General features: G+C 65.8%; 13 protein-coding genes. 6 read left to right on the top strand and 7 right to left on the bottom strand.

The window, feature by feature from the left end:
* Window positions 1–87 precede the first annotated feature (87 nt).
* On the top strand, window positions 88–990 hold the full coding sequence (gene pstA, locus A5686_RS01675; protein ID WP_067930150.1) for a phosphate ABC transporter permease PstA: 903 nt from the start codon (window positions 88–90) through the stop codon (window positions 988–990).
* 6 nt (window positions 991–996) lie between these two features.
* Here pstA and A5686_RS01670 read toward each other — a convergent pair whose 3' ends face one another.
* From A5686_RS01670 to A5686_RS01650, 5 genes are all read right to left on the bottom strand, one after another.
* The gene (locus tag A5686_RS01670; protein WP_067930148.1) at window positions 997–1914 is read right to left on the bottom strand and encodes a Ku protein; all 918 of its coding nucleotides are present in this window, start codon (window positions 1912–1914) and stop codon (window positions 997–999) included.
* A 98-nt stretch (window positions 1915–2012) separates the two neighbouring features.
* Complete coding sequence (locus A5686_RS01665; RefSeq protein WP_067930147.1) at window positions 2013–2921, bottom strand: carbohydrate kinase; 909 nt, start codon at window positions 2919–2921, stop codon at window positions 2013–2015.
* Window positions 2918–4330 (bottom strand): mannitol dehydrogenase family protein, encoded by a 1413-nt coding sequence (locus A5686_RS01660; protein ID WP_067930145.1) that lies wholly within the window; start codon window positions 4328–4330, stop codon window positions 2918–2920. Before A5686_RS01660 ends, A5686_RS01665 begins: the two co-directional genes overlap by 4 nt.
* 34 nt (window positions 4331–4364) lie before the next feature.
* Window positions 4365–5219 (bottom strand): HAD family phosphatase, encoded by an 855-nt coding sequence (locus A5686_RS01655; protein WP_067930142.1) that lies wholly within the window; start codon window positions 5217–5219, stop codon window positions 4365–4367.
* Window positions 5216–6742 (bottom strand): mannitol dehydrogenase family protein, encoded by a 1527-nt coding sequence (locus A5686_RS01650; RefSeq protein ID WP_067930140.1) that lies wholly within the window; start codon window positions 6740–6742, stop codon window positions 5216–5218. The genes A5686_RS01655 and A5686_RS01650 overlap by 4 nt, the downstream gene beginning before the upstream one ends.
* A gap of 134 nt (window positions 6743–6876) precedes the next feature.
* Between A5686_RS01650 and A5686_RS01645 the strand changes: the two genes are divergently transcribed.
* Window positions 6877–9132, top strand: a complete 2256-nt coding sequence (locus A5686_RS01645) for an ATP-dependent DNA ligase (protein WP_067930138.1) — start codon at window positions 6877–6879, stop codon at window positions 9130–9132.
* Window positions 9133–9153: 21 nt separating this feature from the next.
* On the opposite strand, the gene A5686_RS01640 is transcribed toward A5686_RS01645, so the two are convergent.
* Window positions 9154–11946 (bottom strand): AAA family ATPase, encoded by a 2793-nt coding sequence (locus A5686_RS01640; protein WP_067930133.1) that lies wholly within the window; start codon window positions 11944–11946, stop codon window positions 9154–9156.
* Between the two features lie 176 nt (window positions 11947–12122).
* On the opposite strand from A5686_RS01640, the gene mdlC reads away from it, so the two are divergent.
* The 4 genes from mdlC (at window position 12123) to A5686_RS01620 (ending at window position 18316) form a co-directional block, all read left to right on the top strand.
* Window positions 12123–13739: a benzoylformate decarboxylase gene (gene mdlC / locus A5686_RS01635; RefSeq protein ID WP_067930132.1), complete on the top strand. Its 1617-nt coding sequence runs from the start codon at window positions 12123–12125 to the stop codon at window positions 13737–13739.
* Window positions 13740–13742: 3 nt separating this feature from the next.
* Window positions 13743–14150, top strand: a complete 408-nt coding sequence (locus A5686_RS01630) for a tautomerase family protein (protein WP_067930130.1) — start codon at window positions 13743–13745, stop codon at window positions 14148–14150.
* Window positions 14150–16021, top strand: coding sequence for an FAD-linked oxidase C-terminal domain-containing protein (locus A5686_RS01625; protein WP_067930128.1), 1872 nt, complete (start codon window positions 14150–14152; stop codon window positions 16019–16021). Before A5686_RS01630 ends, A5686_RS01625 begins: the two co-directional genes overlap by 1 nt.
* 345 nt (window positions 16022–16366) lie before the next feature.
* Window positions 16367–18316 carry a fumarylacetoacetate hydrolase family protein gene (locus A5686_RS01620; protein WP_067930126.1) on the top strand — a complete coding sequence of 650 codons (1950 nt, stop codon included), beginning with the start codon at window positions 16367–16369 and terminating at the stop codon, window positions 18314–18316.
* Here the strand turns inward: A5686_RS01620 and A5686_RS01615 are convergent.
* On the bottom strand, window positions 18264–18680 hold the full coding sequence (locus tag A5686_RS01615) for a hypothetical protein (protein ID WP_067930119.1): 417 nt from the start codon (window positions 18678–18680) through the stop codon (window positions 18264–18266). The two genes, A5686_RS01620 and A5686_RS01615, sit on opposite strands and share 53 nt — an antisense overlap.
* Window positions 18681–18690: the final 10 nt, after the last annotated feature.

Below are 18690 nucleotides of genomic sequence, written 5' to 3'. Positions count from 1 at the left end.
GATGCAGAGCGAAGCGATGAGGAGGAGCGGCGCTCATGACCCGCGCGGCGACGATGCAGAGCGAAGCGATGAGGAGGAGCGGCGCTCATGACAGTTGAAGCGCTGGACCGGCCGGTGAAGGCCGACGTGTTCAGGCCGCTGAGCTTCCGGCGCCGGATCACCAACAACGCCGCGACGATCTGCTTCCTCGCTTCGTTCTGCATTGCGCTGGTGCCGCTGATCTGGGTGTTGTGGATCGTGGTCGAACGAGGCTGGTACGCAGTCACACGGTCGGAGTGGTGGACCCACTCGCTGCACGGCATCCTGCCGGAGCAGTTCGCCGGCGGCATCTACCACGCGCTCTACGGCACGCTGGTACAAGCCGGGGTAGCCGCGGCCCTGGCCGTACCGCTGGGCTTGATGACGGCCGTCTTCCTCGTGGAATACGGATCCGGGCGCTTGGTACGGCTGACGACGTTCATGGTCGACGTGCTCGCCGGAGTGCCCTCGATCGTGGCGGCGCTGTTCATCTTCAGCCTCTGGATCGCCACCCTGGGCTTCCAGCAGAGCGCGTTCGCGGTGTCGCTGGCCCTGGTTTTGCTGATGTTGCCCGTGGTGGTGCGGTCCGCCGAGGAGATGCTCAGGCTGGTGCCCGATGAACTGCGTGAGGCCAGCTACGCGCTTGGTGTGTCGAAATGGAAGACCATCGTGCGGATCGTCTTCCCGATCGCGATGCCCGGCATCGTGTCCGGAATCCTGTTGTCCATCGCGCGGGTGATCGGTGAAACCGCGCCGGTGCTGGTGCTGGTCGGCTACAGCCGGTCGATCAACCTCGACATCTTCCACGGCAACATGGCGTCATTGCCGCTGCTGATCTACACCGAGCTCACCAATCCCGAACACGCCGGTTTCCTGCGGATTTGGGGTGCCGCGCTGACCCTGATCATCATGGTCGCCGTGATCAATGTCGTTGCGGCGCTGACCCGCTTCTTGGCAACCCGCAAACGCTGAGCCGGCTCAGGACTTCGACGCCGCCTTTTTGGCCGCCTTTTTGGCCGCCTTCTTGGCCGGCGCCTTTTTGGCGGCCGTTTTCTTCGCCGGGGCCTTCTTCGCCGCGGCCTTCTTCGCGGGTGCCTTGCCGTTACCGGAACGCGCCTTCACGCTGGCCTCCAGCTTGGCGAGCAGATCCGAAACGTCCTCGGTCTCGTCCAGTTCCTTCGGCTGCTCCTCGGTGGTAAATGCTTCTCCGCCTTCGAGTTTGGCGTCGACCAGTTCTTGTAGCTGCTCCTGGTAGGTATCGTGGTAGCGGTCGGGGTTGAAGTCCTCGGCCATCGACTCCACGACCTGACCGGCCATCTTGAGTTCGGCCGGCTTGATCTCGACCTTCTTATCCAGGATGGGGAAGTCCGGATCGCGGATCTCGTCGGGCCACAACAAGGTATGCACCACCATCACGTCGCGCTTGCCGAAGTCCTTGACGCGCAACGCCGCCAGCCGGGTTTTATTGCGCAGCGTGAAGTGAACGATCGCCATCCGATCGGTCTCGGCGAGCGTTTTGGCCAGCAGCACATAGGATTTCGATGACTTAGAGTCCGGCTCCAAGAAGTAGCTGCGGTCGAACAGCATCGGGTCCACCTCGGTGGCCGGCACAAACTCCAGCACTTCGATCTCGCGACTGCGTTCCTCGGGTAACGTGGCGAGGTCGTCGTCGGTGATGATGACCATCTGACCGTCGTCGGATTCATAGGCCCGCGCGATGTCGCGGTATTCAACGACTTCGCCGTCCACCTCGCACACGCGTTGGTAGCGAATGCGGCCGTTGTCCTTGGCGTGCACCTGGTGGAACTTGATGTCGTGGTCCTGGGTGGCGCTGTACACCTTGACCGGCACATTGACCAGCCCGAACGCGATGGAACCCTTCCAGATGGAGCGCATGCAAGTCAGTATGCCCGTAGGGCCGGTGGCAAAACAGCACGACAGGGCTACGACGCGGGATCGACCGGCCAGACTTCGAACTACGGGGGGGTGCGCGGCTAACGACGCGAAGCCGCGTCCAGCGCAGCCCGATCCGGCAGGTCGGCTCCCGCGCGAGCGACGGTGAGCGCCGCACACAGGCTCGCCACCTCCAACGCCGCAGTCAGCTCGTCGATGCCGATTCCGTGCAACTCGGCGCGCCGGTCGCCGCCCAACAACCCCGACTGCCACAGCGCGTCGAGCAGACCGGCCATGAACGAGTCACCGGCGCCGACGGTGTCAACGACGTGCACCGCCCGCGTCGGCACCCGGGCGACGCCGGCCGCGCAGAGCGCCATCGCGCCGCGGCCGGCCAAAGTCACCGCCACGATTGCCGGACCCAGCCGCAACCAGGTTTGTGCGATCTGCTCGGGGGAACGTGCGGGGTCGATCCAGCGCAGGTCTTCCTCACTGACTTTCACGATGTCGCTGCGCTCGACGAGGTGCTCGATGCGCTCCACCGCCAGTTCCCGGTCCGCGATCAGCGAGGGCCGGACGTTGGGGTCGAAGGTGACCGTGGCCGAAACACGATAGGTGTCGATCAGCGCGGCGACCGCCAGGCAGCCCGGATCCTGCACCGCCGCAATCGATCCGGTATGAACGAACAGCGGCGGCGCGACCGGCGGCGTTCCAGAGAGCCGCCAGTCCAGGTCGAACACGTAGTCGGCCGCCCCGTCTTCGGCGATGGTAGACCGTGCGGTCGCCGTGCGTTGTGCGGTCCGGCTTTCCGAAACCAGCTGCACCCCTGCGGCTTCGACGTAGTCGACGATGCGGCGTCCATGCGAGTCGTCGGCGATCGAGGTCAGGAAGTCGACCTCGCGGCCCAGCCGGCCGAGTCCGACGGCGACGTTGAGCGGACTACCGCCGACATGCTCGTCGGTCCCGACGACATCGATCAGCGACTCGCCGATCACCAGCCCGCGGGTCATCGCACCAAGGCATCGAGCGTCGCCCGAGCCCCCTTGCTGTGCAACGAATCCAGCGCCCAGCGGTACGCCTCGACGAAGCGGGGTTGGTGGGCCAGATCGCAGAACACCGCGGTGATCTCGATGAACGCGGTGGGATTCTCGCGCTGCGACCGGGCGATCGGAATGAGCGAGTCCGCCAGCTGGTCCAGTACCTCGTATGGCTTGCCCCACTCGTCGACGCCCTCGGCGTATCGTGCCCAGCTCGCCACCACGGCTGCCGCCAGCCGAACCGGCCCGCCGTTGGCCAGGTTGTCGCAGATGACCGGATACAGCCATTTCGGAATGCGATCCGACGAGTAGGCGCACAGCCGCGCGACCGTGTCGCGCACGGCCGGGTTGGCGAACCGCTCGACCAGCGTGCGGCCGTACGCTTGCAGGTCGATTCCCGGCACCTGCGGCAGCGTGGGAATGGCCTCCGATTCGAAGTAGGCAAGCAGGAATTCGGCGAACAACGGATCGCTTGCGGCCTCGTGGACGAACTTGAACCCGCAGAGATGGGCAAAGTACGCCAGGCACTGATGCCCCGCGTTGAGCAGTCGCAGCTTCATCAGCTCGTACGGACGCACATCGTCGACCAGCAGCACGCCCGCTTGTTGGAGCGGTGGCCGGCCATCGGCGAAGTCGTCTTCGATCACCCAGGCGGTGAACGGCTCGGCCACCACCGGCCACCGGTCGTTGACGCCGAAGTCGCGCCGCACCTCCGCGGCCATCTCCAAAGTCGTTGCCGGAGTGATGCGGTCGACCATCGAACTCGGAAACCGCGCGTGCTCCGCCACCCACTCGGCCAACTCGGGATCTATGCGGTCGGCGCTTGCGAGCACGGTACGCCTGGCGACCTCACCGTTGTTCTCGATATTGTCGCAGGAGACGATTGTCGGCGCGGTTATGCCGCGCCGGCGTCGGCGGTCCAGCGCCTCGACGATCAACGCGAACGCGGGGCCGTCCGGGTCGCGATAACCTCCCTCGGTGATGGTCAGCGAGATGATCCGGGTGGACGGGGCGGCCAGCACCTCCAAAGCTGAATCCGGATCGTCCGGGGCGTAGCGATAGTCGATGATCGAGCCGATCACCTGAGCATCCCGGGTGCCGTTGGGGTTCTCCAGGATCAGCGTGTAGAGGCCGTCCTGACCCTCGAGTACGTCGCGCATGGTCCAGTCCGCCGGCATGACCCCCACACCGCAGATGCCCCACTCGTGCGCCAGGCCTTGCTGCAGCAGCAGGTTGATGTACGCGGCCTGATGCGCGCGGTGGAAATGACCGGCGCCGATATGCGCGATCCCGACGGTCACCGTGCTGCGGTCGTAGCTGGGCGCGTCGATCGGCACCGTCGCGAGTGCCGCATTGTTCAAATTGATTCCGCTGGGCTCCATTGGCCAACTCCTCCCCGGGTCAGCGCCCGGGTCGTCACCGGGCCGCTGAACCTCCGGCCGGCATTGCCGATAGCAGCAACACATCCGCGAGCGCGCGCCATGAATCGGTGATAGCGACTGCGCCGGCATCGATCAATTCCACACGGCGGCAATCCCGTTCGTCGGGTAGCACGAACATCAGGTTGCCGATGGTGGCATAGCCGGCCGCGATTGCGGATGTCACGCCTGCCACGGAGTCCTCGATGGCCAGCCCCTGTTCGGCTGCGACGCCCAGCACCTGGCCGCAGTGCAGGTACACCGCCGGGTCGGGCTTGCTCGTCGGCACCGGAAGAGAATCCTCCGCGCTGAACGTCGCCGCCTCCGGTATGAGCGAGTCGAGGCCGGTGGCGGTGAAGCAGGCACGCAGACGCTGGGTGGCGCTGGAACTCACGGCGGCGAGCGCATAGCGGCCGGCGAGGCTTCGCAACGGCTCCAGCACCTCCGGATCCGGGGTCAATGTGACGGCCAGATGAGCCGTGACCCGCTCGCGCTCCTCGCGCACCCACTGCTCGAGCTCGTCGGCGGACAGCGCGTTGCCGCTCGCGAGGTCACTGGCCGAGGCGACCACCGCCGCGGGACGGCCCTGGACCAACGTTTCCTCAAGCGGCACTTCGCACTGCACCGCCAGATCGAGAGCGGTGTTACGGAAGTTCTTCCCGACGGCCCGCTTGCGCAGCTCCTCGCAACTAAGCGGCGAGGTCACGCCGAACCTGGCCAGGAAACGGTTGGTCACTTCGGTCGAGGCGTCGAACGCCGGCCTCTCCGAGCCGAACAGGTTGTCATCGGCGTCGCAGAGCAAGGTCGTGATCGGCGCCGCGTCGAAGGTGCGCACAAAGCTCAGGCCGTTCATCGCGACACCAACTCTCGCTCGTGGTCGCGCATCGCGTCACGCAGGGTGGGCACGACACCACGCTCGTCGATATCGGCGATCATGGCGCCGAGGCGCTCGGCAAAACCGGGAACCGCGCGTACCTCGGCGAACATCTCATGGCTAAGTAGCGGATCGGGGTTCGTGCTCGCCATGTTGGCCAACCTAGTCACCGGAATCGCCTGGGAGTCTTCGAGGCGGAGCTTTCGCCCCTTGAGGTCGTGGCCGCGCATGTAGCGCGCCCATCCCGCAACCGCCAACATCAGCAGCGTGTGCGGCCTGCCCCGCGCGATCGCCTCCTGCAGGGAGGGCAGCACAAACGAGGCGATCTTGCTCGTTCCCCGCCGCGCCAGCCGCGACAATTGGTCACTCATGCGGGGATTGCCGAGCCGGTCGAGCAGGATGCCGCGATATCCGGGTGTGTTCATCCCGGGGACGGCGGGTAGCAGCGGCTGAATCTCGTCGCGCAGGAGGTTTTCGACGTAGTCGAAGATGACGCGGTCCCGCATCGCCTCGTCGGTGGACTGGTAACCGGCCAGCGTGGCCAGGCATGCAAGTGCGATATGGGTTCCATTGAGAAGTCGGGTCTTGATCAGCTTGTGGTCGCTGACATCGGCAACGAATTCGGCGCCGACCTCGTCGAGCGGCGGCCGCCCGTTGCTGAAGGAGTCCTCGATCACCCATTGGCGATGAGGCTCGGTCACCACCGGCCATTTGTCGGCGACCCCGAAGGTCCGCTCAACGAAATCGCGCTCCGATGTCGAGGTTTGCGGGGTGATGCGATCGACCATGGTGGACGGGAACGCGACATGCGTGTGGATCCAGCGGGCGAGCTTCGGGTTCTTCAGGGCGGCGAACGACACCAGTGCGGCTTTCGCCGGCCGGCTGTCACCGGGAATGTTGTCGCAGCAGAGCACGGTGAACGGCGTGACGCCCGCGCGCCGCCGCCGGTCGAGAGCCTCGGCCAGATATCCCCACGCGGTGGCATAGCCACCGGACGCGACGACGTCAGCGCGCACGTCGGGGTGGTCGGCGTCGAACTCGTCGGTGGCCGGATTCAGGAAATATCCGTTGCCGGTGATGGTCAGGCTGACGATCCGGGTTTGGGGATCTGCCAAGGCGGCGCGGACCGCTGCGTCATCATCGGGTGCGTAGTGAACGGCGCCGATCGAGCCGACCACGCGGGCAGTCTGGCGGTCGTGGCCACGCTGCACGACGGTGTACAGGCCATCTTGCGCTGACAGCAGGTCTTTGACGTCAGGGGAGTGCAGGCTGACGCCGGTGACGCCCCAGCGATCCGAAATACCCGAGCAGGCAAGGTCATCGAAGTACACGGCCTGATGCGCGCGGTGAAAGTTCCCCGCACCGATGTGAACGACACCACGCTGAAGGCTCGATCTGTCATACGCGGGCACGTCCACCCGCTGGGAATGCAGCCGCAATGTCGCGTCGCTCAAGGGGACGGCGCCGTCCCGACGCCAAGGGGGTGGGATGACATCAAACATTGCACTCCACCTGTACCCGTGCCCTGGGGGTCGGTCAACGCGTCCGTGGGTGATGTCACAAAACAGATCGACTGGGATATCGATAGTCGGTGGTCAGGCCTGTTCGACACTAGTCGAACGCGTAGGTTGACAACATGGCACCGCGGGTGAAACTGACCAACGCCGGCAAGGTGCTGTATCCCGCCACCGGAACCACGAAAAGCGACATCTTCGACTACTACACGCGCATCGCCGAGGTGATGATCCCGCACATCGCCGGGCGGCCGGCCACGCGCAAGCGCTGGCCCAACGGCGTCGATGAAGAACCATTCTTCGAAAAGCAATTGGCCTCGTCGGCGCCGGCCTGGCTGCCGCGCGCCAGCGTGACCCATCGATCCGGGACGACCACGTATCCGATCATCGACAGCGTCGACGGGCTGGCCTGGATCGCCCAGCAGGCCGCGCTGGAGGTCCACGTACCGCAGTGGCGCTTCGTCGCCGAGTGGACCCGCAGCCGGGCCGAAGAACTGAAACCCGGCCCGGCGACTCGCCTGGTGTTCGACCTTGACCCGGGCGAAGGCGTCACGATGGCCCAGCTGGCCGAGGTGGCGCGCGCCGTCCGCGAACTGATCACCGGAATCGGACTGACGACGTATCCGCTGACCAGCGGCAGCAAGGGCCTGCACCTCTACACGCCGCTGCAGGAGCCGGTGAGTAGCAAGGGCGCCACCGTATTAGCCAAACGTGTTGCGCAACAACTGGAAAAGGCGATGCCCACACTAGTGACGTCGACCATGACCAAGAGCCTGCGGGCCGGAAAGATCTTTCTCGACTGGAGCCAGAACAACGGCTCCAAGACGACCATCGCGCCATACTCGCTGCGAGGACGTGAACAACCCACCGTCGCCGCTCCGCGCACCTGGGAGGAGCTCGACGACCCGTCGCTGCGCCAGCTGCGTTACGACGAAGTTCTGGACCGGGTCGCCCGTGACGGCGACCTGCTGGCACCGCTGGACGAGGATGCACCGATGCCGGATCGCCTGAGCAAATACCGCAGCATGCGCGACGCCTCGAAGACGCCCGAACCGGTGCCGGCAACGAAACCCGTTATAGGGCAAGGAAATAGCTTCGTCATCCAAGAACACCACGCCCGTCGGCTGCATTACGACTTCCGGCTGGAACGAGACGGCGTGCTGGTGTCGTGGGCGGTACCGAAGAACCTGCCCGAAACCACCTCGGTGAACCACCTGGCGGTCCACACCGAGGACCACCCGCTGGAGTACGGCGGATTCGAGGGCATCATCCCCAAAGGGGAGTACGGCGCGGGGAAGGTGATTATCTGGGACTCCGGCACCTACGAGGCCGAGAAGTTTCGTGACGACGAAGTCATCGTTAATCTGCACGGCAGCAAGATCTCCGGACGCTACGCACTGATTCAGACCAACGGGGACCAGTGGCTGGCTCACCGGATGAAGGACCAAAAGCTTTTCGAGTTCGACACCATCGTCCCCATGCTGGCCACCCACGGCTCGGTCACGGCGCTGAAGGCAAGCCAATGGGCGTTCGAAGGCAAATGGGATGGCTATCGGCTCTTGATCGAGGTCGACCACGGCGCCATCCGGGTACGTTCTCGGCGCGGCCGCGAAGTCACCAGCGAATATCCCGAACTTCGTTCGCTGGCAGACGCTCTCGCGGAGCACCACGTGGTCCTCGACGGCGAGGCCGTCGTCCTGGATTCTTCGGGTGTGCCCAACTTCCACGAGATGCAGAACCGTGGCCGCGGCTCACGCGTCGAATTCTGGGCGTTCGACGTGCTGTACCTCGACGGCCGCTCGCTGCTGCGGGCCAGTTATCGGGACCGGCGAAAGGTGCTGGAAATGCTGGGCGCCGGCAGCGATCTCATCGTTCCCGAGCTACTGCCCGGAGACGGCGCACAAGCGCTGGAATACTCCGGCAAGCGCGGCTGGGAGGGGGTGATCGCCAAGCGGCGTGACTCCACCTACCAGCCCGGGCGGCGCTCGTCGTCATGGATCAAGGACAAGCACTGGAACACCCAGGAAGTCGTGATCGGCGGGTGGAAGGCGGGGCAAGGTGGACGCACCAGCGGCATCGGCTCACTGCTGATGGGCATCCCCAGCGCCGACGGCCTGCATTTCGCGGGGCGCGTCGGCACCGGGTTCACCGAGCGCGACCTGGCCAACTTGAAGAAGACGCTGGCGCCGCTGCACACCGACGAATCCCCGTTCCACCCCCCGCTGCCCAGGAGCGAAGCCCGGGGCGTGACCTACGTCAAACCCGTTCTGGTCGGGGAGGTGCGCTACAGCGAGTGGACCCCGGACAACCGGCTACGCCAATCGAGTTGGCGGGGGCTGCGACCGGACAAGGAAGCGAGTGAGGTGGTACGCGAGTGAATGATGTTCAAAAGCACTGTGTCACTTGCGCTGGACGAGGTCGAACACGGACGTACTGGCGTCTGACTTCAAGCCGTCACTCGAGCGGGCCCGCAAGTCGCGGCGGGACGATACTCCGAGCTTGGCGAAGATCCGACTGAGGTGCCATTCCACTGTGCGCGGGCTGATGAATAGATGACTGGCGATCTCGGAGTTGCTGTAACCGTCGCTTGCAAGTCGGGCGATGTAGCTTTCTTGTGTCGTCAAAGTCGTCGCCGTTCTGTCGCCCCGCTCTTTTTGTAGCGGCTCGCCCGCGGCCTGGAGTTCGCGGCGCGTCCGCTCGGCGAAGCCGTCGGATCCCATTTGTCGGAACATTTCATGAGCGATGCGCAATTCGGCGCGTGCTTCCGCTCGGCGGTTCTCGCGGCGCAGCCACTCACCGAAAATGAGGTGGGTGCGCGCGGTCATGACCTTCAGTGGTGAGCGCTCCAGTCCTTCTATTGCGTTGCGATACTCGTTTTCGGTTGCGGGTCCCGTGGTAGTCAGCGCTTTGGCGCGCGCTGCGTATCCGAATGCTGTTGGAGTTCCGGTTGCTTCGGCCCTCTCGATCACCTGTTCTGCTGTTGATTCAGCGATGCTGGTGTTGCCGGAACGTGCCGCAGCTTCCACCGTCTCGTTGAGTAGGTGGCCGTACATTCCTACGTCGTCGTATTCCAGCGCGGCCGTGCACGCCGTGAGCGCTTCGTCGTACTGGCCGAGTCCGTTGTGCAGGATGGCCAGCGAGAAGAGCACGACGGTGATTTCGCTGCCTTCGCCACGCGCGGTGGCGTCCCGGATGGTGGTTTGCGCGAGTTCTCTGCCGAGTTCCTCTTGCCCGCGACAGGCGGCGAGGTATGTCTGGATGGAGCGGTGCGGCGGCGCGCCGGTCGCGGTGCAGATCGCTTCCGACTGCGCGAGCAGATTCGCGGCCTGCGCGAAGTCGCCGGCGGTGACACATCCCCCTGCGTAGGTGGTCAAAGCGGCGGGGAGAACCGCCAATTCGCCCGCGGCACGGAGGAGTTCGACTTGGCGGCGGTTGAGCGAGTTGTAGGTATCCTGATCGAACAGATCGAGGAGGACCCGCAGTGTGATGTCATGTGACCGTGGATCCGCGATACCCGCTTCGTCTTCCTTCAGGTACTGGTTGATGGCCCGCCGCAGCAGTGGTGCCGCGACGGCGTGTCCCTCGGTGAGCCGGACGACGATTCCTTCGAGGAAAAGGTCGGCGGCCGTGGGACGGCCGGACGGGGGTAGGGCGTGTCGCGCGGCAGTCGCTATTGCTGCCGCGGATGTCTGTTCCTCCGCGAGGCGGCCGACGATCATCGCCGCCACGAGTGCGTCGAGATAGGTCTCGCGCGCGAGTCCGGCATCCAGTGGCTGCAGCCGTTGGGCGGCCGCCAGCAGCAGTGGAGGTGCGTCTCGGCCTCGTTGGGCGGCGAAGGCGATCTTGGCTCGCAGCAAATCCAGACGCGCACTGAGCATTTCGTTTTCGGTCCCCGCGACTGCCGCTAGCAACCGCGTTGCGGCCTCTGGGTCACCTGCGTCCAGCTTGGACAGGGCCGCGTCGAGTGCGCGCTCGGCCCGTCGCTCGGGGTCGGGCGTCAGTTCGACGGCATACGCCAGGAATGCCGCGGCGGCGGCGGTGCCACCGCGTCGGCGGACGCGCTCGGCGGACTGTATGAGCTCGACAGCGACAGTCTCATCGGGTGCGCTCGTGGAGTGGGCGCGATGCCAGGCACGGTGCTCGTTTGCGGCCGGGCCAATTATGACGTCGGCCAACGCGGCATGCGCCTGTCGCCGTTCAGACGGGGACGCGTTGCGGTAGACAGCCGAACGAACCAGTGGGTGGCGAAAGCGCAGACGGGATTCGACGGTGATCAGGCCGCAGCGCTCCGCCGGAACGACGGCATCGGCGTCGATGTGGAGTTGGGCGGCCGCGGCCCACAGCCATGTTGGGTCGCCGGTCGGTTCCGCAGCCGCAATAAGCAGAAGAGTCCGTGTCGCCGGCGGCATTTCGCGTAGGCGCTGGTCGTATTCTCGCTCGATCCGCTTCGCGACCGACGTCGCGGCCGTGAGCCCGTATCCGCCTGCTAACACCGCTGGTGCCATGGCGTGGCGTAGCTCGAGTAGCGCCAGCGGGTTTCCGTCCGCTTCGGCCAGGATGTTCTCTCTGACGGTGTGGTCCAACTGACCCGGCATGACTTCGGACAGCAGTGTGCTGGCATGGGTGTGTGCGAGCCTGCTCAGATTCAGCTCGGGTAGGCCGTCCAACTCGTGATGGGCGCCGGGTGAGCGGTTGGCGAAGATCATCACCACCGGGTCTGCGAGAAGCCGGCGTGCGGCGAACGCCAGCGCTTGCAGTGACGCGCGGTCGATCCATTGAGCGTCGTCGATAAGGCAGACGGTCGGGCGCTCCGCGCCGGCATCTCCGAGAAGCGTCAGCACGGCCAAATTCACCAGGAGGCGATCCGGTGCCGTACCTTCGCGCAGGCCTAGCGCCACCCGCAGCGCGTTCTTCTGTGGGTCAGGTAATCGGTCGATGTGAGCGAGAATCGGGCCACACAGCTGCTGCACGCCGGCGTAGGCGAGTTCCATCTCCGATTCCGCACCGCTGATGCGGATGATGCGAAGCCCGTCTTCAGCCGTCGCAAGTACCTCAGTGAGCAACGCCGTCTTCCCGATGCCGGCCTCGCCGTGAACGACGAGGACGCCGCTCTGGCCGGCTCGGGCGCGGTCACACAGCTCGACGAGCCGCTGCTGCTCGTCCTCTCGGCCGATGAGCGCACGGCTACCCATGCCGGTGATCTTGACATGTCAGCGAGCTGGCAGCGACCGGAGCCGCAGACGGATGTCAACCCACGGGGCTTCCCTGGTTTCGTCCAACCCGTCGTTTCCACGGGGTCCACGAAACCTCCCAGAGTGTGTGATCTCTGCATGCTTTGCCCACACGTGATCGACGAGGGATTAAAACGATGACCAGTGCCAAAACCGTCCACGAGGTCACCTACGACCTCCTGCGAACATTGGGATTGACCACGATATTCGGCAACCCCGGCTCCACCGAACAAACCTTCTTGCAGCACTTCCCAGACGACTTCACCTACGTGCTGGGCCTGCAGGAGGCCTCCGTGCTCGCGATGGCTGACGGCTTCGCGCAATCGACCGGCAAGCCCGCGCTGGTCAATCTACATACCGCGGCGGGCACCGGCAACGCGATGGGCAGCCTCGTCGCTGCCTACCGAGCCAATACGCCACTGATCGTCACCGCCGGTCAGCAGACCCGCGAAATGTCGCTGTGCGACCCGTATCTGAACAATCCCGACGCGACCCTGATGCCGCAGCCGTGGGTCAAGTGGGCCTACGAGCCCGCCCGCGCCGAGGATGTGCCCGCGGCATTTATGCGCGCCTACGCGGTGGCGACCCAGCCGTCGGCCGGTCCGGTGTTCCTGTCCATCCCGCTCGACGACTGGAATAAGCCGGCACTGGGCCCGGCCGTGGTCCGGACGGTCAGCCAACGCGTGCAGCCCGACGTCGAGCGGTTGCGTGAGTTCGCCACGCGGATCAGTCATGCGGAGCGTCCACTGTTGGTGCTCGGCCCTGAGGTGGACCGTGCCGGTGCCTGGGACGCCGGTATCGCGTTCGCGGAGAAGCTGCGCGCGCCGGTCCGCGGCAGTGGGCTCTCGGACAGGTGCTCGTTCCCCGAGGACCACTCCTTGTACGGTGGTCCGCTGCCGTTGACGATCGCCGGTGTCAGCGAGGCACTGGCTGGTTACGACCTGGTTATCGTGATCGGCGCGCAGGTGTTCCGGTACTACCCCTTCGTCGCCGGTGATTATCTGCCCGAGGGCACCGAGCTACTGCAGATCACCGCCGATCCCCATCTCGCCGCGACCGCGCCGGTGGGTGACAGCCTGCTCGGCGACATGGGCACCGTGCTCGCACAGCTCCTGAACCTCGTTGAGGTGCCGCGCGACCGGAAGCCCCCGCCGGGATTGAGCAAGGACTTGAGCGTCGAACTGCCGGTGGCCTCGGCGCCACTGGCGCCCAACGACGTCTACGCGGTACTCAGTTCGGTCAAGCCCGACGACGCTGCGGTCGTGATGGAGTCGACCTCGACGCTGGCGGACCTCATCAAGTGGTGGCCGACCCGACGGCCGGGGAGCTTCTTCGCCACGGGTAGCGGAGGCATCGGCTGGGGAGTGCCGGCAGCTGTGGGCATCGCGCTTGGAGACCAGGCCCGCGGGGTGAAGCGGACCATCGTCGCCTCGATCGGCGACGGTTCGTTCCAATATTCGATACAGGCCATCTGGACGGCTGCGCAACACAAGCTTCCCATCGTGTTCGTGGTGCAGCGCAATGGCGAGTACGCAGTACTCAAGTCGTTTGCGCTGCTCGAGAAAACTCGCAATGTGCCCGGAATGGACTTGCCTGGACTTGATATCGCCTCGCTGGCAACAGGTTTCGGATGCCGCGCGGCCACTGCGGACGGTACCGAGAGCCTGGTGCGCGAATTCAAGGCGGCCCTGGACGCCGACGGGCCCACCGTCCTGGTGGTGCCCACCAAGCCGCAACTGCCGTTCCTGGGCTGAGAGATGCCGGTCTACACGTGCACGGCAGTGCAATCGACGCTGAGCTCCGACACCAAGGCCAACCTGGCGGCCGAAGTCACCCGCATTCACTCGATGATCAACCACGTTCCAGGCACGTACGTCAACGTCGTCTTCCATGAACTGGCCCCCGACGACGTATACACCGATGGGAAACCGGCACAACCGCTTCTGATCAACGGCTGGGTTCGTACCGGACACCCCGAAGCGCAAAGTAGCCAACTGGTGGCTGAGATCGCTGCAGCGGCATCTCGAGTCACCGGCATCCCCGCCAAGCGGGTGCTGGTCGTCATCCAAAACAGTCCAGCGCATTTCGCGATCGAAGGTGGGCGGGTGCTACCCGCCCCGGGGGAAGAAGAGTCGTGGTTGCGACAGCAGAAGGAAGCAGATTGATGTCCACTCACGCTTCGCAAAACCCTACGGCTGCAGACGGTGTTGCCATTGAGCGGTTCGCCGCGGCGGCCGCTGCCCATGGCGACGTGACCACCGATTTGGGCCAGCTCGCCGAACGCGGCCGTGACTACTGGGGCGTCGGGGGGGTGGCAGGCCTACTGCTACGCCCCCGCGGCCGCGACGACATCGCACCGATCATGCGGCTGGCATCCCGGCACAACGTGGCGATCGTGCCGCGCGGCGGAGCCTCGAACTGCTCGGGCGGGATGATGCCCACCGCGGGCCGCGTCCTGCTCGACTTGTCCGGCCTCAACCAGATCCTTCACATCGATGCCGAGAATCGCCGCGCCCGCGTCGAACCCGGCGTCATCAACTCCGACCTGCAAGCCGCGCTGGCACCGCACGGATTGTGCTTCTCACCCGATCCCGTCTCAGCACACCTGGCCACCGTGGCGGGCAACATCATCGAGAACGCTGGCGGCCCACACGCGTTGAAGTACGGCGTCACCTTCAACCACATCCTGAGCGTCAACGTCGTCCTGCCCGACGGGTCGTCTGTCACCTTCAGCGCCGACGACGAGGGACCTGACCTCCTCGGTGTCCTCATCGGATCGGAGGGAACTCTCGGCATCGTCACCGAAGCCACCGTCGCACTGCGGCCGCTCGCCGAGGTCACCCACAGTCTGATGGGCGCGTTCGCCACCGCCAGAGAAGCCGCCGATACCATCGCCGCGGTCATCGCCACCGGCGTGGTGCCCGCCGCCGTGGAGTGGCTCGACCGAGCGGGCATCGCCGGACTGCAGCAGTTCTACGACACCGGCTATCCGCTTGATGCCGATTCCATCGTGCTGATCGACGTCGACGGCACCCCTGCCGAGGTGGCCCACGACCAGGCGATCGTGGAAAGGGTACTGCGTGAGCGGGCAACCGAAGTGCGGATAGCAAAGGACGAGAAGGACCGCGACGCCCTGTGGTACGGCCGCCTCAACGCCCCCAACTCGGTGGTGCAAAGCGGCAAGGGCTTCTTCATCGGTGACGTCACCGTGCCCCGTGACCGTATCCCCGAGATGCAGGAAGCCATTCAGGCCACCGCAGCACGCCATTCCGACGGCCTGCTGTTCATCGCGGTGTGCGGTCACGCCGGCGATGGCGACCTGCACCCCACGACGTTCTACGACAAGGACAACCCGCTGGCGACGTCCGCCCTGGAGGCCGCCAACAATGAGATCATCGAAGCCGCATTGGAATTGGGCGGCACCATCACCGGCGAGCACGGTGTCGGCACCGAGAAGATCCAATTCATGACCAAGCGCTTCACCCCGGTGGAGATCGCCGCACAACGCTCGATCAAGAAGGCATTCGATCCCGCCGGACTGCTCAACCCCGGGGTCATGTTGCCCGAACATAGTCCCGAGGAGCCCGACACCAGCGCGTTCGGCGCCGCGGTGCGTGCCGCCCTCACAGGCAGCCTGACGCCGGCGTCGGACCTCCCGCTCACCGTGGGTGACAACACCGACATGACAGTCAACCTCGGCAACCTCAGCCTGGTTGTCGGCGCCGATGCCACCGTCGAGTCAGTCAACCGCTACCTCGACGAGCACGGAGTCGCGTGCGCTGCGGTCCCCACTGCGGGCGGAAGGCGCACCATCGGACAACTCATGGCCACCGCGACTGGGGTCGAACGGGACCACATCAGGCACGCCCTGCTCGGTGCCGACGTCACCGTGACGGACGGACATACCCCCGCCCGATTCGGCGCTGAGACCATGAAGGATGTCGCCGGATATGACACCAAACGGCTGTATATCAGCGCACACGGCGCGTTCGGCGCCCTGACCGCCCTGATCTTCAAGATATCCGTCAAGGCGTGACCGGCCCGCTACGGCTACCGGTGGAGCGATTACCCGGCAGTGTCGATGGCTCGAGCGAACACGCCTGCCGCTTCCGACGATGGCCCGCAGCTTGGCGCTGATCTCACATGCAGTCATGACCGGATGGTCAATGCACGCCACCGGTGGCTGACTGCGATCAGAGTCCAGTCACAAGCTGCACATGCCGATCTCGTCGGTCGCTCGCCCCGGGTTTCCCCGTGGGGCAGACGGCCCGAAGGCGTCGATCGATCGCCTGCCTACACTCGAAAGGATGCTTATACGTCGCAATGTTGGCCTACGAATACCGCGCCCATTGAATACTGCGCCTTCGTCGGGTGTGCGCGAATGAAATGGGTGACCTACCTTGACGCCGATGGTGAACGCACCGGGTTGCTCTCCGACGACACCATCTACGCGATGCGTGTGGGTGTGACGCTGCTTGACCTGATCGGCCGCGGTGCCGACGGGTTACGCGCGGCCGGCGAGGATACGTTGCAAGCCCCGGCGGCGACAGTGCCCCTGGGTACGGTGCGGCTCTTGGCGCCCATCCCGCGCCCGCCGTCCATCCGGGATTCCCTGTGCTTCCTCGACCACATGCGTAACTGCCAAGCCGCGATGGGCGCCGGGCGGCTGCTCGCCGACAGCTGGTACCGCATCCCCGCGTTCTACTTCGCCTGTGCGGCAACCGTTTTAGGGCCCTACGACGACGCGTCGACGGCGCCCGGAAGTGCTTGGCAAGACTTCGAATTGGAGATCGCCGCGGTGATCGGCACCGGCGGAAAGGATCTCACCGTCGAACAGGCCGAGCGGGCGATCATCGGCTACACCATCTTCAACGACTGGTCCGCGCGCGACCTGCAGCAGATGGAAGGCCAATTGGGTATCGGACAGGGCAAGGGCAAGGACAGCGGCGTCACGCTGGGTCCTTACCTGGTGACCCCCGACGAACTCGAGCCGTACCGCCATCCCTCCCATCCGGGCAAGCTGGACCTGCGGGTCACCGCCCTGGTCAACGACGCCGTCATCGGTACGGGGTCGACGGCCCAGATGGACTGGACCTTCGGCGAAGTCATCTCCTACGCCTCGCGCGGCGTGACCCTCAACCCCGGCGATGTCATCGGCTCCGGGACGGTGCCCACCTGCACACTGGTCGAGCACCTCAATCCCCGTGCGCTGGAATCGTTTCCCGGTTGGCTACACGACGGCGACGTCGTCACGCTGCAAGTCCAGGGTTTAGGGGAGACCCGGCAGACCGTCCGCGCGAGCAGCGCGCCACACGCGTTGACCGCTCGGCCCAACCCCGACGTCGCGCCCGCAGCGCCGCGGGTCAATCGGGCACCGACCCGGGTGCCCTACACCCGCGGGCTGCATCAGGTGGCCGACCGGGTGTGGGCATGGACGCTGCCGGACGGGGGCTACGGGTGGAGCAACGCCGGGCTGATCGCCGGCGAGGGCGCGTCGGTGTTGGTGGACACCCTGTTCGACCTGGCGCTGACCCGCGAGATGCTCACCGCCATGCGGCCCATCACCGGGTCCGCACCCATCACCGACGCGTTGATCACCCACTCCAACGGCGACCACACCCACGGCAACCAACTGCTCGACAAGTCGGTCCGCATCATCGCCGCGCACGGCACCGCCGAGGAGATCGAGCACGGGATGGCGCCGGAGATGCTGGCCATGGCGCAAACCGCCAACCTCGGGCCGGTGGCGACCCCGTACACGCGAGAACGCTTCGGGCACTTCGACTTCAGCAACATCACGCTGCGCAACGCCGACCAGACCTTCGAGCGCAACCTGTCCATCGAGGTCGGCGGCCGGCGGATCGACATGCTGAATCTGGGTCCCGCGCACACGGCGGCCGACTCGGTGGTGCACGTGCCCGACGCGGGGGTGCTGTTCGGCGGCGACCTGCTGTTCATCGGCTGCACGCCCATCGTGTGGGCCGGCCCGATCGCCAACTGGGTCGCGGCGTGCGACACGATGATCGCGCTGGACGCGCCGACGGTGGTGCCCGGCCACGGCCCCATCACCGATCCGGACGGAATCCGCGCGGTGCGTGGCTATCTCGTGCACGTCGCCGAACAGGCCGAGGCCGCCTACCGCCGGGGCTTGTCGTGGGCCGAGGCCGCCGACATCATCGACCTCGGCGAGTACGCCACCTGGCTGGACGCGGAGCGGGTCGTGGTCAACGTGTATCAGCGATACCGTGAATTGGATCCGCAGACAACGCAATTGGAGGTCATGGCCCTGCTGGTGATGCAGGCCGAATGGCTGGCCAAACGGTCAGGCTGAACCGCGAAAGTGCAACTGCCAACGCGTTTCCCGAGAAGGGGCGTCGGCAGTTGCACGTTCGCGGGTAGGGTTGGACGGCCCGCACGAAAGTGATCCTCGCGGCCGCGCCCTGCCGCGCGCGCTCGTCCAGTGGCGGCAGGCCAGCCGCGGCGAACAGGTCGGTGAGCGAAAACGTGGTCGTCTCCCACCCGTCGGCGCGCAGGTGCGCGGCCACGTGGGTGTGCTCGCCCGGGTAGGCCAGCGCGGCGATATTCATGTCGGGCCCGTGTCGTCGCCGGCCCTCGGCCGTGCGCCGCGCCACCGTGGTGGCGGTGGCCCCCACGCTGTTGGTCAGGTCCCAGGTATCACCTTCGCTTCGTGCCATGTCTGCTCCG

This window comes from Mycobacterium sp. E2479, assembly GCF_001667925.1.
Taxonomy (GTDB): Bacteria; Actinomycetota; Actinomycetes; order Mycobacteriales; family Mycobacteriaceae; genus Mycobacterium.
The sequence above is the reverse complement of the archived record's forward strand: the minus strand, read 5'-3'. Positions and strand labels throughout refer to the sequence as shown.

Excerpts from the sequence above, each read along its gene's own strand:
- pstA (WP_067930150.1), top strand. The coding sequence starts at position 88 with ATGACAGTTGAAGCGCTGGACCGGCCGGTGAAGGCCGACGTGTTCAGG.
- A5686_RS01670 (WP_067930148.1), bottom strand. The coding sequence starts at position 1,914 with ATGCGCTCCATCTGGAAGGGTTCCATCGCGTTCGGGCTGGTCAATGTG.
- A5686_RS01665 (WP_067930147.1), bottom strand. The coding sequence starts at position 2,921 with ATGACCCGCGGGCTGGTGATCGGCGAGTCGCTGATCGATGTCGTCGGG.
- A5686_RS01660 (WP_067930145.1), bottom strand. The coding sequence starts at position 4,330 with ATGGAGCCCAGCGGAATCAATTTGAACAATGCGGCACTCGCGACGGTG.
- A5686_RS01655 (WP_067930142.1), bottom strand. The coding sequence starts at position 5,219 with ATGAACGGCCTGAGCTTTGTGCGCACCTTCGACGCGGCGCCGATCACG.
- A5686_RS01650 (WP_067930140.1), bottom strand. The coding sequence starts at position 6,742 with ATGTTTGATGTCATCCCACCCCCTTGGCGTCGGGACGGCGCCGTCCCC.
- A5686_RS01645 (WP_067930138.1), top strand. The coding sequence starts at position 6,877 with ATGGCACCGCGGGTGAAACTGACCAACGCCGGCAAGGTGCTGTATCCC.
- A5686_RS01640 (WP_067930133.1), bottom strand. The coding sequence starts at position 11,946 with ATGGGTAGCCGTGCGCTCATCGGCCGAGAGGACGAGCAGCAGCGGCTC.
- mdlC (WP_067930132.1), top strand. The coding sequence starts at position 12,123 with ATGACCAGTGCCAAAACCGTCCACGAGGTCACCTACGACCTCCTGCGA.
- A5686_RS01630 (WP_067930130.1), top strand. The coding sequence starts at position 13,743 with ATGCCGGTCTACACGTGCACGGCAGTGCAATCGACGCTGAGCTCCGAC.
- A5686_RS01625 (WP_067930128.1), top strand. The coding sequence starts at position 14,150 with ATGTCCACTCACGCTTCGCAAAACCCTACGGCTGCAGACGGTGTTGCC.
- A5686_RS01620 (WP_067930126.1), top strand. The coding sequence starts at position 16,367 with ATGAAATGGGTGACCTACCTTGACGCCGATGGTGAACGCACCGGGTTG.
- A5686_RS01615 (WP_067930119.1), bottom strand. The coding sequence starts at position 18,680 with ATGGCACGAAGCGAAGGTGATACCTGGGACCTGACCAACAGCGTGGGG.